Raw genomic sequence first — 16,129 nt, forward strand, 5'->3', positions numbered from 1 at the left:
TTCTCATTTACTACTGCTACAATCAATAGCACATGAACAGTAAGGAGAGGTGCCGAATGAGTTCTTTCGTTCTCGATTTTCAAGAAATAGAAAAAACGCAGCTTTCGCTCGTTGGCGGAAAAGGATTGAATTTAGGGGAATTATCAAATATTCAAGGGATACAAGTGCCAGAAGGGTTTTGTGTTACAACGATAGGATATGAAAAAGCCATCGAACAAAATGAAGCGTTTCAAGCTTTGTTGACTCAATTAGCAATGTTAAAAATTGAAGACCGGGCTCAAATTGGTGAAATCAGTAAGAAGATTAGAGAAACCATTATGGCAGTAGAAATTCCTTCTGATGTAGTGGAAGCGGTAGCTCGTTATCTCTCTCGTTTTGGCGATGAACATGCTTATGCAGTGCGTTCTAGTGCTACTGCTGAAGATTTACCATATGCCTCGTTTGCTGGTCAACAAGATACGTATTTAAATATCATCGGAAAAGAATCAATCTTGCAGCATGTAAGAAAGTGCTGGGCTTCTTTATTTACAGATCGAGCAGTCATTTACCGCATGCAAAATGATTTTGAACATAGCCAAGTTTCTATATGTGTTGTTGTTCAAAGGATGGTTTTCCCGCAGGCTTCGGGAATTTTATTTACTGCTGACCCGATTACTTGTAACCGAAAGGTGGTATCGATCGATGCCAGTTTTGGGCTTGGTGAGGCATTAGTATCAGGACTGGTCTCTGCCGATAATTATAAAGTAAAAGAAGGCGAAATCGCCGGGAAGATGATCGCAACTAAAAAATTGGCTATCTATGCCTTAAAAGAGGGCGGAACAGAGACAGGGCAGATTGATCCGACTCAGCAAAAGATTCAAACACTATCTGAACAACAAATATTACAACTAGCACAGATTGGAAGACAGATTGAAGCTTATTTTGGTTGTCCGCAAGATATTGAATGGTGTTTAGTTGATGATACATTTTATATTGTCCAAAGCAGGCCGATCACGACTTTATATCCAATTCCAGAAGCGAATGATCAGGAAAATCATGTGTATGTATCGGTTGGTCACCAACAAATGATGACGGATCCTTTGAAGCCATTAGGAATGTCTTTATTCCAGTTAACATCCTTTGGACCGAGGTTTCAAGCTGGAGGAAGGTTGTTTGTTGATGTTGCACAAAGATTGGCTTCGCCTGCTAGTAGAGAACTTTTATTAAATACAATAGGGAACTCGGAGCCGCTTATTAAAGATGCATTAACGACTGTAATAGAGCGAGATGATTTTATCAAATTGTTACCGGATGATGAAAAAGAAAAGAGTCTTGGTAAAAGTATGCCACCTGCAAGTTCGCAACCACAAATCGAAAACGATCCGGCAATCGTTATGGATTTAATAAAGAATAATCAAGCATCGATCGAAGAGTTAAAACAAAACATTCAAACGAAATCAGGGCTGGATGTACTTGATTTTATTTTAGAAGATATCCAGCAATTAAAGAAAATATTATTTCACCCGCAAAGTATGGCTGTCCTTATGGCAGGTATGAATGCTTCATCATGGATCAATGAAAAGATGGAGCAATGGCTAGGTGAAAAAAACGTAGCAGACACACTATCACAATCTGTACAAAATAATATTACGTCAGAAATGGGGCTAGCATTATTGGATGTTGCAGATGTGATTCGGCCATATCCAGAAGTCATCTCGTATTTACAGCATATAGAAGATGACAGTTTTTTAGATGAGCTAGTTAAGTTTGAAGGCGGGGATAAAGCACGAGATGCAATCTATGCTTTTCTGAATAAATACGGAATGAGATGTAGCGGAGAAATCGATATCACAAAAACGCGCTGGAGTGAAAAGCCAACTACAATTATCCCGATAATTTTAAATAACATAAGAGATTTTGAAATTGGTGCTGGTAAACGTAAATTTGAAGCAGGGCTGCAGGAAGCTTTGAAAAAAGAAGAAGAGTTAGTAGAGCGATTGCAGCACTTGCCGGATGGTAAACAAAAAATAGAAGAGACGAAGCGAATGATTCGTAACATCCGGAATTTTATCGGTTATCGTGAATATCCAAAATACGGCATGATTAATCGATACTTCATATATAAGCAGGCAATATTGAAAGAAGCCGAGCAACTCGTGCAAAATAGCGTTATTCATGAAATAGAAGATATATACTATCTGACTTTTGAAGAACTTCACGAAGTTGTCCGTACGAATAAACTGGATTACGAGATTATTCATAAACGGAAAAATGAGTACAAATTATATGAAAAACTAACGCCTCCGCGTGTTATTACGTCTGATGGAGAAATCATTACAGGGAAGTATAAACGAGAAAATCTCCCGGCCGAAGCGATTATAGGCCTGCCTGTTTCTTCTGGAGTGATTGAGGGGAGAGCACGTGTTATTTTAAACATGGAAGAAGCGAATTTAGAAGATGGAGATATATTAGTTACCGCATTTACTGATCCTGGCTGGACACCGTTATTTGTGTCTATAAAAGGGTTAGTCACCGAAGTTGGCGGACTGATGACACATGGAGCAGTTATTGCACGTGAATATGGATTACCAGCAGTCGTCGGAGTAGAGAATGCTACAAAACTAATAAAAGACGGGAAACGAATTCGGGTACATGGAACAGAAGGGTATATCGAAATACTGTAGTTAAAAAGATCATTCGCTATATGTAGTGGATGATCTTTTATTTTTTTTGCTCTGTTAAATTTAGTGTTGATAATCGAGTAAATTAGAGGGAAACCCTTATATTTGGGTTTCCCGTTTTTATACTTTCGACTTTTTCACTGTTAAGAAACATTTTTTAGCCAAGTAATAATTCGAAGTACCTGAAATGGTTCAAACCAAGTAATTAAAAACATCACAACGAAGAAAGAAATAAGTGATATGAATTTCAATGTTCCTTTTTCCCGTTTAGCAACTGCTATAAAATTTAGTACAATTCCAACTAAAAAAGAAATAAAACTAAAAAGGACAATCGGTTCAGAATAGCCATCTATTATCCAATTTAATCCGAATAATAATAGCCCTATAAACATCAAGATTATTGACAATGTACTGAATTTTTTCATAATTACACCTCCAAATATGATTTTACCATTTTAAGGAGTAAACGATAATTATTTTTATTACATAAGAATTAACAATTACACGATAAATTTAGATAAACGTAATCTCTCATATGTATCAATCATTTCATACACAAATGACGATAGGAGAAACTCTTTTATATTGTGTTTAGTGCTTACGTTACTGCAACTACAAATATCGATGAATCAGAATGTATATCAATCTAAAACAAAGAATATTTTCAAAAATATTACAAATTAAGACAATATATTGCAAATTATTAGAATATTCTTTATTATATAAACGTTAGAACGTATTTAATATTGGGGAGGAATAGGGATGAAGAAAAAGCCTTTTAAAGTGCTGTCTACGCTTGCGGCGGCAGCTGTGCTTAGTTGCACATTTGGATTTGGTAGTCAATCTGTTTATGCGGCAACGCCGTCTAGTGTAGGAGCTTTAAGTCCAATTGATGAAAATTTAATTCCAGAGGAGCGTTTAGCAGATGCGCTCAAGAAACGCGGTGTAATTAGTGAATCTACGTCGAAAGCAGACACATTAAAAGCTGTTGAAAAATACGTAGAGAAGAAAAAAGGCGAAAATGCTGGAAAAGAACCAGCAGCGGGGGACAGTGTTACGAGAGAAGCTTCTGACTTTTTGAAAAAAGTTAAAGATGCAAAAACAGATGAGAAAGAAAAAGCAAATCAACCTGTTAGTGGCCCAGTAGCTGGACAAGAGCCGGTTAAAGGGGGATTAAACGGCAAAGTACCAACTACTTCAGCGAAGCAAAAACAATATAACGGTGATGTTCGTAAAGATAAAGTTCTTGTATTGCTAGTAGAGTTTGCTGACTTTAAGCATAACAATATTGATCAAGTACCAGGTTATATGTATTCAAATGATTTTAATCCAGAACATTATCAAAAAATGTTATTTGGTAATGAGCCGTTTACACTCTTTGACGGTTCAAAAGTCCCAACATTTAAACAATATTATGAAGAGCAATCTGGTGGTAGTTATACAGTCGATGGGACAGTAACAAAGTGGTTGACAGTTCCAGGCACAGCAGCGGATTATGGTGCAGATGCAGGAGATGGCGGTCATGATAATAAAGGACCAAAAGGACCTCGTGATTTTGTAAAAGAGGCATTGAATGCAGCTGTAGAAAGTGGTATTGATTTATCAGAATTTGACCAATACGATCAATATGACAATAATGGTGATGGCAATAAAAACGAATCAGATGGTCTTATTGATCACTTAATGGTTATTCACGCTGGAGTTGGGCAAGATGGAGGCGGTGGTAGACTAGGTGATGACGCAATTTGGTCACATCGCTGGAACCTTGGAACACCATATCCAATTGAAGGAACAAAAGCAAAGGTTGATAACTGGGGCGGTAAAATGGCAGCATACGACTACACAATTGAGCCAGAAGACGGAGCAGTTGGTGTATTCGCACATGAATTTGGTCATGATTTAGGTCTTCCAGATGAGTATGATACGAAGTACTCAGGAGCAGGTGAGCCAATTAATTCTTGGTCTGTTATGAGCGGCGGCAGCTGGGCTGGTAAAATTGCAGGTTCAACGCCACCAAGTTTCTCTCCGCAAAACAAAGAGTTCTTTCAAAAGAACATGGGTGGAAACTGGGCAAATATTGTAGAGGTTGACTATGATAAATTAAATCGCGGTATCGGTCTTGCGACGTACTTAGATCAAAGTGTAACGAAATCAGCTCGTCCTGGTCTGATTCGCGTTAACCTACCAGATAAAGATACAAAAGGTATTCAGCCTGCATTCGGTAAGAAATATTACTATAGTACAAAAGGCGATGATATTCATACAACATTAGAAACACCAGTGTTTGATTTAACAAATGCAACACTGGCAAAGTTTGATTACAAATCATTGTATGAAATTGAAACAGGTTATGACTTCCTTGAAGTACATGCAGTGACAGAAGATGGTAAGAAAACGTTAGTGGATCGAATTGGCGAAAAGAATGTAAAAAATGGTCTAGACACAACGGATGGTAAGTGGGTAGATAAGTCATATGACTTAAGCCAATTTAAAGGTCAAAAAGTAAAACTAGTATTTGAATACATTACAGATGGTGGTTTTGCAGCGAACGGTTTTACTCTTGATAACGCTGCATTAACTGTAGATGGAAATGTTGTGTTCTCTGATGATGCAGAAGGCGAAGCGAAATTAAAATTAAATGGTTTCGTTACAGCAAACGGTTTTGATAAGAAGAAACATAACTACTATTTAGAGTGGAGAAACCACGCTGGTGCTGATCAAGCGTTAAAATATAGCAATGGTGTACCGTATAATACAGGTCTTGTTGTATGGTATGCAGACTCTAGCTTTACAGATAATTGGGTTGGTATGCATCCAGGTGAAGGTTTCTTAGGGGTTGTTGACTCTCACCCAGAGGCAATTGTTGGAACGCTAAACGGCAAACCAACTGTTAAAAATAGTACACGATACCAAATCGCAGATGCTGCGTTCTCCTTTAACCAAACGCCAGCATGGAAAGTGGTATCTCCAACACGCGGAACATATGATTACAAAGGGTTACCAGGTGTAACGAAGTTTGATGATTCTAAATCGTATATGAACGATTTAATCCCAGATGCAGGACGTAAATTACCGAAGCTTGGATTGAAATTTGAAGTAGTTGGACAAGCAGATGATAATACTGCAGGTGCAGTTCGTTTATATCGTTAATAATGGAGAAGCTGTTGAAGGGGATTCCTTTCAACAGCTTTTTTCATAGGAACATAAATTTCAATTTATAAAAATAATAGTAACTACTCAGCCATACATTTTATTTAGAAGTTTGTTGATGTTCAGATTGATTAAAGCATGTTTTTATGCAAGCAAGCTTATTTCTTTAAGCCAGCTGCATAGAAAGGACCATGAACTGCGATTGTTGATAAAATACGAGCAATTTCCTCCGGTGTTTCTTTTTGTCCATTATTTAACCATTGTTGAATAACACCTATATGAGCAGATGCCATATAAGAAGCTAAGTATTGGCTTGGGACAAGTAAATTCTTCTTATTAATGAGAGCACCATTCGTATCTTCAAATAGCGTTTTCCACATAAAGTCTTTCAATTTTGTTTGGAAAGATAAATCTCCTTTTGTGCTTAGTACAGCTTTCATAAAATCACTATTTTCATTTAGAAATTCAAGGATAGAAGTGATAAGTACAAACGGCGTTGTTGGAGAAGGATTTGATCCAAGGTCAGCAATAACTTCCGGAAATTTCTGTTTGGCGATGCTAGAAAACTCATACATAATTTCTTCTTGGCATTTTGTCATTAAATCAAATTTATCTTGATAGTGTGCATAAAAAGTACCACGGTTTATGTTTGCTTTCGTAGTAATATCTTTCACTGTAATGGCGTCAAAACCTTTTTCCTCAATTAGCTCCACCAATGCATTTCGTATGGCAGTTTTCGTACGAATAACACGTAAATCTAAATTACTATCGCGCAAAGCATGTCCCTCCTTAATTTTTTCCAACACATTTAAAGAAAGTTTCTTTTAACCGACACATTCACGATTTTTGATTATTGTATAAGATTTAACTCAAACATATAATTCAAAATACAAATAAACAACACGTTGTTGGTTATTATAAATCAAATTATAGGAGGATAAAAGAATATGTTTAAAAATAAACTTTTATTGTTATCACCAGTTGTTGCACTACTTGTTGTTTTTATTTTTTCATTAACATTATTTCCAACGGTTCAACCTAAGCCGAAAAACTTGCCAATCGCAATTGTAAATGAGGATCAAGGAGTGGAAATTCCGAATCAAGCTAAAATGAATATGGGGCAAACAATCGTTGATACTATTAAAAAAACATCGAAATCAGATGAAGAACCTGCGGTAAAGTGGGTAGAAGTAAAAAATAAGGAATCTGTTCAAACAGGTTTAAATAATCAAGAGTATTACGCAGCACTAGTCATTCCGAAAGACTTTAGCGTAAAACAAGCATCGCTACGAACACCACAGCCATCTTCGCCAGAGATAGAAATATTAATAAATCAAGGAATGAATACGGCGGCTTCAACTATGGCAGGGCAAATGTTAAATGGCGTAGTTGATAATATTAACAATAACGTTCGTACGCAGTTACTAGAAGGATTTGAAGCAAAAGGGACTACTTTAACAACTGATCAAGTTTCGAAATTAGTAACACCGATTACAAAGAAAGTAACGAATGTGAATGAAATTGGCAAAAATAGTGCAAACGGTAACTCGCCAATTTCGTTATTCCAACCGTTATGGATCGCAAGTTTAGCGAGCGCAGCAATCATCTTTATTGCGATTAGCAAAATGCCGGTAGGTACAAGAAAAGAAAACTTTATATTAAAACTAAAACAAATATTAGCTGGAGCTATCGCGGCGCTTGTAATTGGATTTGGTCTAACATGGATCGCGGATGGCATGGTAGGATTAAATATTTCAAACTTCAGGGATACAGCTTTATTTTTATCCATTACATCATTTAGTTTCTTCTTAATGATTTCGGCTGTTCTTTCATTAATGGGATTAAAGGGAATAGGTATATTTGCACTGTTACTTTTCTTTGGTGCACCGCTATTGGCGCTAGCGCCTGAAATGTTGTCTCCGTTTTATCAAGATTGGATTTACTCATGGTTACCAATGAAATTTATGATCGAAGGACTTAGAGAAATATTCTTCTTTGGAAAAGGGTTAAGCTGGAGTACACCTGTTACTGTGCTCGTTTGGATTGGTGTGGTAAGTATGGTTATCGTTTTAGTAACGGCTTTCAAGCGTAGTGCAATAAAGGAACATAAAACTGAATTAAGCGCTTAAAAGGTAAAGAACGTTTCACTTGTAGTGAAGCGTTTTTTTGATGAATTCATTATGAATTGATAAGGAAATTAAGCAGCGATAGATAGGCTTTTTCAATATTTTAAAGGTGATTGAAGAATTAGTATTTGCGGTTCTTTTTTGTATACATGCTCCTACTATTTCAAAGTGCATAAAATGTTATGCGAAATTATGGAGGGGATACGATGTATAATTCGAATTATCATGATTGTTATAGGCAGAATGATAAGTTGATAAGTGATATTGAAAAAGCTATAAACGGAGAGTATAGCGCTATAAGCTGTTATGCTAAATTAGCTAACATGGCTCCAAACGAGGCAGAACGAAATCAAATTCTTGAAATTCGTAATGATGAAATAAGGCATTTTCAAAATTTTGTACAAATCTATACGAATTTAACTGGTCAGCAGCCTAAACCGCAGATCAATGAAGGATGTCCTAATACGTATTTACAAGGATTAGAATTTGCTATACAAGATGAACAAAAGACAGTAGATTTTTATTTAGAAATTTCAGATGAAACATCGGATGCACATATGAAAGATTTATTGCGCAGAATAGCTGCAGATGAACAAAATCATGCGGTATGGTTTTTATATTATTTTGTGAAGGCGAAGTGAATATGAAAAATGAATGGTTGATGTGGTGAATATATTAGAAATTAGTTTAAAACGTAGTGCAGTAATTGAGTGAAATACTTAAATACAAGTAGAAGGAAACCGTTTCATTAGTAGTGGGGCGGTTTTTTTGCGATGAAATACAAGTTACAAAGAGTATCGACAAAATATAGTAGTTGAATTTGGTATATAATGTATGGAACGAAAATGAAAATAAATAAGCTAGGAGCAAACAAATGAAAAGAGGAATTACAGTAGATATTCCAAATGAATATGATAATCTACTTTGGAAAGTGTTAAAGCCGATCGATATTACGTCATTTGATTGGCGAGTGGAAAACGAGGAATCTTATTTCATATTACCTGATGGATTAGGACCAGAATTATTTTCAGAAGATAACAAGGTAATGAGTGGATTAGAATTGAAAAAATTAATAAAAGACAACATATATTATCTCATTTTTGCAGATTTAAAAGCATATCAAAAAGGGGAAGTATTAGAAGAGGTTGAAACATATGAAGAATTTAAAGAGAGTAAGTGCGAAGTAGTCGTGCTAGTGGCGGATGGTGATTACATACAAATTTATGCGAAAAATCAAAAGGCGATTGAGTTGATGTATGAAAATGCACTGAATCAAGGTTTTTACGTTGAATACGTTACAGATGAAAATGACGGTAGAACGCGTTTGTCAGTATGGTAGTAATATGAAAGGAGAACGCAATATGGAGAGAAATACAGTTAAAGAATATACAATTCGAATTGCTACAGAAGAAGAAAGTAATAGCATTATCACTCTATTAAAAGAAGTAGCACAGTGGCTACAACATAAAGAAGTGAATCAATGGCAGTATCTTTTAGGAGGAGAAGCTACAGCTGAAATATTAGAAGGCATAAGCGAGAAATATACGTATGTTGTTCCGAAGGAAGATGAAATTGTCGGTACGGTTACAGTATCTCCTAAACAAAATGAATGGGATGAACGTATTTTTGGTAAAGAGGAAGTTTCTGATTCTTTATATATTCATAGATTTGCGGTGAAGCGGGAGTATAAGGGGAATGGAATAGGAGAATGGATTTTACAATGGGTAGAAGAGAATGTACAAAGTGATAAAGAGTATTTGAAGTTAGATTGTGTTGGGCATAACCAACTGTTGAATGATTTTTATAAGCGATGTGATTTTGAGTATATCGGTAGTACGGATGGGCTTAGTAAATTTCAAAAGAAAAGGAGAAAGTGAATGAATCCAATTAACGTAAGTTTAGTTGAGAAGTTAATACAGGAACAGTTGCCTGAATGGGCACATTTAGAAGTGAAGCCTGTAAAGCTTAGCGGGCATGATAATAGAACGTTTCATTTAGGAGATCAGATGAGTGTCAGATTACCAAGCGCTGCAGCATATGCACCGCAAGTAGAGAAAGAAAACAAGTGGCTTCCTATATTAAGTAAGGAACTTTCTTTACCAATTTCTGCACCAATTGCAAAAGGAAATCCGTCTGAAGAGTATCCGTGGTCCTGGTCTATTAATAAGTGGATAGAGGGAGAAACAGTTACGAAAGAAAATGTTCGTGACTTAAAAGGGTTTGCAACGGACTTAGGTTCATTTCTAGTAGAATTGCAATCAATTGATACGAGTAACGGACCAGTAGCTGGAGCGCATAATTTTTACCGTGGCGGGCTTATATCTGTATACGATGAAGAAGCGAGAGTGGCCATTGTAAATAATAAGGATGTTTTTGATGAGACATTATTAAAGCACCTTTGGGATTTAGCACTTCGGTCAACATGGAACCGCAAACCAGTTTGGGTTCATGGAGATGTAGCGCCGGGTAACTTACTTGTTAAAGATGGAAAGCTTTGTGCTGTAATTGATTTTGGTATTTTAGGAGTAGGAGACCCTGCTTGTGATGCAGCGATGGCATGGACATTTTTTGATAAGAATAGTAGAAAGATATTTAAAAAAGTACTACGTATGGATGAAGAAACGTGGAATAGAGCGAGAGGATGGGCGCTTTGGAAGGCTTTAATTACATATGATGCGAATAAAAATAGTAATAAAAGAGTGGCAGAAGAATCTTATCGTGTGATTCAAGTAATTGTGGATGATTATGAGAGGTAATAGAAAAAGGCTTATTTTGATTGTATATTTCAAAATAGGCTTTTTTACATGATTAAATATTCAAAATCAAAAGAAGGAATCTAACATTATTATACAGAATATTTAGATAATAGGAGGTGTCGAATTTTGAGTGAAATTGAATTAAAAAGTAATGTAATTAAGACAGGGCGAGAGAAGGGGATTATTCTTCAGTTTATACTCGCTAGTTTAGTAGGTGTGTTTATGTTTTTCGTACCAGTTACGATAAACGGTGCTTCGTCAATTATGATTGATCATATCGTATCGTGGATCCGGACTTCAATTCCTTCTGTAGTACCATATTACGCACTACTTGTAATGATAATTGGTGCGATTTATCCATTTTATACGAAGAAATGGAATGCATCTATTGTAGATATTTGTTTTTCTATTTTAAAAGTAGTAGGTGTTGTTTTTGGCGTATTATATTGTTTGAAAGTAGGACCAGCTTGGTTCTTTGCGCCAGATGTTGGCCCGTTTTTGTATGAGAAACTAGTAATATCAGTAAGTTTACTCGTTCCAATTGGTTCGGCGTTTTTAGCGTTATTAGTCGGGTACGGATTGCTTGAATTTATCGGTACATTTTGCCGTCCGATTATGAGACCGTTATGGAATACGCCAGGACGATCAGCAATCGATGCGGTTGCCTCCTTCGTTGGAAGTTATTCACTTGCACTTCTTATTACTAACCGGGTGTATAAAGAAGGAAAGTATACGACAAAAGAAGCAGCGATTATCGCAACAGGCTTTTCAACAGTATCCGCAACATTTATGATCATCATCGCAAAAACACTAGACATTATGCATTTATGGAATGTTTATTTTTGGACTACGCTTGTTGTAACATTCATCGTGACTGCTATCACCGTAAGAATCCCACCACTTAGTAGAAAACCAGATACATATATTACGAAAGAAGGATTCCCAGAGCCCGTTTATAAAGAGAAAATGTTAGAGCGAGCTTGGGAAGATGCGTTAGAAGTATCAAAATCTGCACCGGGCGTTATGAAAAATATCGCAGTGAACCTAAAAGACGGGTTTATTATGACGATGGGAATTTTACCATCGATTATGTCAGTAGGGTTAATTGGTATCGTCTTAGCAAAGTTCACGCCAATATTTGATTGGATCAGTTACATTTTCTATCCATTTACGTGGGCTTTACAATTACCAGAAGCAGAGTTAGCTGCTAAAGCTGCATCAGTTGGTATTGCAGAAATGTTTTTACCATCATTGTTAGTTGTAAGTGCACCACTTGTGACAAAGTTTGTCATTGCAGTTGTTTCGGTATCATCTATTTTGTTTTTCTCCGCATCAATCCCTTGTATATTATCGACAGATATTCCGTTAAAAGTATCTGAACTTATTATTCTATATGTGCAAAGAACGATTTTAACGTTGCTTATTATTACGCCGATTGCATACATACTTCTATAACGAATGAACTCGCTTTAAAGAAAAGCGAGTTTTTCACTCTATTTAATTTATTATATATTAATAATACGTTATTATTTTTGTATGATATAGTTACAAGAGAGGAGGGGTAATAAATGGAAATTATTCACGAAAGAGCAAAGTTACGGTTAATGGATAGCAATGATGTCGAAAAAATGTTTTCAATCGTGGAAGGAAATCGAGATATTTGGGCGTATTTAATCTCTAAAATGGATACTGTTCAAGATATGCAGCAATATGTTCAAAAGGCGATAAAAGCTTATGGGGCAGGTAAAGATTTGCCATTTGTTGTTGTTGATCAAAAGACGAATGAAATAGTAGGAAGTACACGCTTATATAACATTTCAGTGGAAGATAAGACTGTTGAGTTAGGAAAAACGTGGTATGACCCGAGTGTACAACGTACGAGTATGAATACAGAATGTAAGTATATGTTATTACAATATGCTTTTGAAAAGTTGCATATGCGGAGAGTACAAATTAAGACGGATGCCCGAAATGAAAAAGCACAAAGAGCAATTGAAAGACTCGGCGCAGTAAAAGAGGGTGTACTTAGAAACGAAAGAAAATTGCCGAGTGGACATGTTAGAGATGCAGTTGTATACAGTATTATTGCAAGTGAATGGCCAGCTGTAAAAGAACGGTTATTAGAAAAATTAGAGTCGTATAAAGAAAAACGATAATTCATATTAAGAAAGGTGTATTGATCGTCAAGATGAAAAATATACCTTTTTTCTTACAAAACAGTTACTTCTTTTGTTTCATCATTCCATTATGATAAAAAATTCGTTACAATGTAGTTGTATGGTAATAAACTTATAAATTATACAAATGTAATGAAACCGCAAACGAAAAATGAATTGATAATCCTCAATTTTAAATGAAAACCCTTTAATGAATATATATGACAAGAAAAATTCCTTCTTTTAAACAAATTCAAACAAAATGATTTGATATATACGTTTTTATATAGAAGTATGGATGATGTACGGAGGCAGTTATAAATGAAAGAAAATAAGAAAAGTAAGAAAAGAAGAATCTTGCAAGTATTCTTGCTTATGATTTGTTCTATTATTTTATATGTAAGTTATGCAGCTTACGATATTTGGAGTTATCGCTTTAAAACAGATGATGGTGTGAAGACAGATGCTGGTATTGTGCTGGGAGCAGCTTCATGGAACGGAAAACCATCTCCTGTATTTAAAGAAAGAATTAATCATGCAATTTCTTTATATAAGAACGGTAATATTAAAAAGATTATTTTCACAGGTGGTACAAAGTTTGAGGCAGAGCTTGAGGAAGCGCGTACTGCTAGAGTGTATGCACTGAAACATGGTGTAAAAGATGAGGATATTTTAATTGAAACAAAATCTCTTTTCACAGAAGAGAATTTAAAGAATGCAAAGCAAGTTGGAATAGAGAACGGAATACACACATATACGATCGTGAGTGATCCACTTCATATGAAACGTGCGATGAAAATTGCAAAACATCTTAAAATTGAAGCGTATGCATCACCAACTCCAACGTCAGCGTATAAAACGTTAGATACAGAAATCCCTTTCTTTTTTAAAGAATTATGCTCGTATATTGGATATGTAACCTCTTTGCCATTAAAGGCATTGAAAGGGGATTAATATAAGAAAAGAATCTATCCTTTCATATAGGAACTTTTCTTATTGTTCAAAAGCATTGTATTTTTATCGGAATAGTGAAACAATAGAGAAGTAACTTCATATAATCATAATGACAAAATGAACGGTTTATGAATCGAACATAAAGGAGATTATGTATGGCACTCTCATTTGTTGAAACAGAAGAACAATCTTTAGTTATTGAGAAAATAAATAAATTGATTCCGAAGTTCATGGAAAGGGAGCATCAACTAAGTGAATTAGGATCATTTCCGTATGAAAATATTAATAATTTGAAAGATATCGGATATACGAAATTAACGTTGCCAAAAGAATTGGGAGGCAATGCGATTTCTTTATATGACTTCGTTTTATTTCAAGAGAAAATAGCAGAAGGATGCGGTGCTACCGCATTATCAATTGGATGGCACCTTGGCATTGTAAAGGAATTAGCTGAAAATCGCTCTTGGGATGAGGAAATGTTCACTTGGTTTTGTGAAGAAGTGCGTAATGGTGCCCTCTTTAATCGAGCAGCGACAGAGCCGAATACAGGTAGTCCTACGCGCGGCGGGAAACCAGAGACGTTAGCTGTCAAAAAAGGTGAGAAGTGGATTATAAATGGAAGAAAAACGTTTACGACAATGGCGCCAGTACTTGATTATTTTATCATTTCAGCAAGTGTTGAAGGCCAGGAAGAAATCGGAGAGTTTGTCATTCCAAAGAATACGATAGGCGTATCAATTGAAGAAACGTGGGATAGTATCGCAATGCGAGGAACTGCGAGCCATGATCTCGTTTTACAAAATGTAGAGATACCAGATCGCTTTTTCACTGATATAAAGGGTTCAAAGGTTAAAGCTAAGGGGATTGGCTGGTTACTTCATATACCAGCATGTTATTTAGGAATTGCACAATCAGCAAGAAATTATGCAGTTCAGTTTGCGGGATCATACAAGCCAAATAGTTTAAATCATTCTATTAGTTTATTACCGAATGTTAGAAGATTAGTTGGAGAATTAGAACTTGAGCTTATGCAAGCTCGCGTCTTTTTATATCAAATTGCGAAAAAATACGATGAGGCAGAAGATAAATTATCATTGCAAGCCGAACTAGCAGCTGCGAAATATGTTGTAACGAACGCGGCAATATCTATTGTAGATAAAGCAATGCGCATCGTAGGGGCGAAAAGTTTATCAGAAAAAAATCCGCTTCATCGCTATTATTTAAACGTCAGAGCAGGACTACACAATCCGCCGATGGATGATGCAACGCTATCTATGCTGGCGGATGCGGCGTTTCGGTCGTAATGAAGAAATATAAAGTTTGTTCCGTTCTGAAACAGACTTTTCGTTGTCGGTGAATCAGTATTCTATGTTGAATCGTTGATATATTTAGAGTTGTGATAGATATATTTGAAAAATCGTTGATATAATTCCATGTATTATGTCATTGTTCAAAGAATAGGGAATTCTCGTTTTACAAATTAAAAAGGCTATCCTTTTGATAAGAGGATAGCCTTTTTAATTTGTTCTATTGTGGTTGTACTTCAAGATTCATACTACCTTCAGAACCGTCTTGATTATGTGCAAATAGCGAATAATCACCTGGTAAAGGATTGGCGATGAGTGAACGTAAAGTAAAGGATTTACTTTCATTTGGCTGTAACGTGTGTTTGACTAAACGATCTTCTTTGAATTTAATTGAATAATTGACACTCCCACCCCTAAAGGGGCAAGCTGACTAACGTCAGTGGGATTCTTGCTACCAAAGGCGAAGTCCATTTCTGGTATCGCTGACGTGCAAGATTGCGGTGTGCCATCACCACTCCCACAACAGACCATATAGGTTCGTGGGCTACGGTACTGTGACCATACCGTACAGATTGTTGGTTCTCAAATGTTTTTACGTCTTTTGCATGACGACTTAATACATTTTACGGAGTAGAAGAATTTGCTACCCCAACCTCATATGTATTCTGTTTTCAGAGAACAGTCGTTTTAGAGTCTTTTGCATGACTATAAATAAAGTATACCATGTTTTGCTATGCAAAAACGATGCTTTCATCCCACGTCTAAAGACGGACTAAAGTCTTGCGTGGGCTTTCCCGCATCATAAATTCTGTAATAGTTTCTTTTTCTATATTTGAAGGTGAGGAATCTAGTTTTGTATTTTGCTTTGTTAATAAAGTAATCGTGCAAAGTGAGGCAATGAGAATAAATGAACTAGAGATAACGAACCGCTTTTTTGTAAGAATCATATATTTTCTCCCTTTATAAGAATATAAGAATGTATAATCACTAGAAAAACATAACATATATTCCATTTATTAT

The 16,129-nt window shown here is 35.9% G+C and carries 14 protein-coding genes and 1 pseudogene; 11 read left to right on the plus strand and 4 right to left on the minus strand.

All coding sequences use genetic code 11. The annotated features are described in order from the left end of the window. The first annotated feature begins 56 nt into the window (after positions 1-56). Positions 57-2,663: a phosphoenolpyruvate synthase gene (gene ppsA, locus ACE38F_RS13155; protein ID WP_375371235.1), complete on the plus strand. Its 2,607-nt coding sequence runs from the start codon at positions 57-59 to the stop codon at positions 2,661-2,663. 140 nt (positions 2,664-2,803) lie between these two features. Here ppsA and ACE38F_RS13160 read toward each other — a convergent pair whose 3' ends face one another. Next, on the minus strand, positions 2,804-3,085 hold the full coding sequence (locus ACE38F_RS13160) for a hypothetical protein (RefSeq protein ID WP_375371234.1): 282 nt from the start codon (positions 3,083-3,085) through the stop codon (positions 2,804-2,806). Between the two features lie 75 nt (positions 3,086-3,160). Beyond that, positions 3,161-3,274: pseudogene (locus tag ACE38F_RS13165) on the minus strand (IS1595 family transposase); the annotation flags it as partial. 148 nt (positions 3,275-3,422) lie between these two features. Between ACE38F_RS13165 and ACE38F_RS13170 the strand changes: the two are divergent. After that, positions 3,423-5,810 (plus strand): immune inhibitor A domain-containing protein, encoded by a 2,388-nt coding sequence (locus ACE38F_RS13170; protein ID WP_375371233.1) that lies wholly within the window; start codon positions 3,423-3,425, stop codon positions 5,808-5,810. Positions 5,811-5,968: 158 nt separating this feature from the next. Here ACE38F_RS13170 and ACE38F_RS13175 read toward each other — a convergent pair whose 3' ends face one another. Then, on the minus strand, positions 5,969-6,586 hold the full coding sequence (locus tag ACE38F_RS13175; protein WP_375371232.1) for a TetR/AcrR family transcriptional regulator: 618 nt from the start codon (positions 6,584-6,586) through the stop codon (positions 5,969-5,971). Positions 6,587-6,757: 171 nt separating this feature from the next. Between ACE38F_RS13175 and ACE38F_RS13180 the strand changes: the two genes are divergently transcribed. The 9 genes from ACE38F_RS13180 to ACE38F_RS13220 all read left to right on the plus strand — a co-directional run bounded on the left by ACE38F_RS13180 (position 6,758) and on the right by ACE38F_RS13220 (position 15,106). Then, complete coding sequence (locus ACE38F_RS13180) at positions 6,758-7,939, plus strand: YhgE/Pip domain-containing protein (protein WP_375371231.1); 1,182 nt, start codon at positions 6,758-6,760, stop codon at positions 7,937-7,939. 203 nt (positions 7,940-8,142) lie between these two features. Beyond that, positions 8,143-8,577: a ferritin-like domain-containing protein gene (locus tag ACE38F_RS13185; RefSeq protein WP_070128595.1), complete on the plus strand. Its 435-nt coding sequence runs from the start codon at positions 8,143-8,145 to the stop codon at positions 8,575-8,577. A 233-nt stretch (positions 8,578-8,810) separates the two neighbouring features. Beyond that, positions 8,811-9,275, plus strand: a complete 465-nt coding sequence (locus ACE38F_RS13190; protein WP_375371230.1) for a DUF2691 family protein — start codon at positions 8,811-8,813, stop codon at positions 9,273-9,275. Between the two features lie 22 nt (positions 9,276-9,297). After that, on the plus strand, positions 9,298-9,813 hold the full coding sequence (locus ACE38F_RS13195) for a GNAT family N-acetyltransferase (RefSeq protein WP_340824611.1): 516 nt from the start codon (positions 9,298-9,300) through the stop codon (positions 9,811-9,813). Continuing rightward, positions 9,814-10,692, plus strand: a complete 879-nt coding sequence (locus ACE38F_RS13200) for an aminoglycoside phosphotransferase family protein (RefSeq protein WP_375371229.1) — start codon at positions 9,814-9,816, stop codon at positions 10,690-10,692. Positions 10,693-10,818: 126 nt separating this feature from the next. After that, positions 10,819-12,147 (plus strand): YjiH family protein, encoded by a 1,329-nt coding sequence (locus ACE38F_RS13205; protein ID WP_375371228.1) that lies wholly within the window; start codon positions 10,819-10,821, stop codon positions 12,145-12,147. 113 nt (positions 12,148-12,260) lie between these two features. Then, positions 12,261-12,848, plus strand: a complete 588-nt coding sequence (locus tag ACE38F_RS13210; protein ID WP_078174759.1) for a GNAT family N-acetyltransferase — start codon at positions 12,261-12,263, stop codon at positions 12,846-12,848. 321 nt (positions 12,849-13,169) lie between these two features. After that, positions 13,170-13,802, plus strand: coding sequence for a YdcF family protein (locus tag ACE38F_RS13215; protein ID WP_002161257.1), 633 nt, complete (start codon positions 13,170-13,172; stop codon positions 13,800-13,802). A 155-nt stretch (positions 13,803-13,957) separates the two neighbouring features. Then, positions 13,958-15,106, plus strand: coding sequence for an acyl-CoA dehydrogenase family protein (locus ACE38F_RS13220; protein WP_375371227.1), 1,149 nt, complete (start codon positions 13,958-13,960; stop codon positions 15,104-15,106). A 764-nt stretch (positions 15,107-15,870) separates the two neighbouring features. On the opposite strand, the gene ACE38F_RS13225 is transcribed toward ACE38F_RS13220, so the two are convergent. After that, positions 15,871-16,056, minus strand: coding sequence for a hypothetical protein (locus ACE38F_RS13225; RefSeq protein WP_078174757.1), 186 nt, complete (start codon positions 16,054-16,056; stop codon positions 15,871-15,873). Positions 16,057-16,129 lie beyond the last annotated feature (73 nt).

This window comes from Bacillus altaicus (genome assembly GCF_042136375.2).
Taxonomy (GTDB): domain Bacteria; phylum Bacillota; class Bacilli; order Bacillales; family Bacillaceae_G; genus Bacillus_A; species Bacillus_A cereus_U.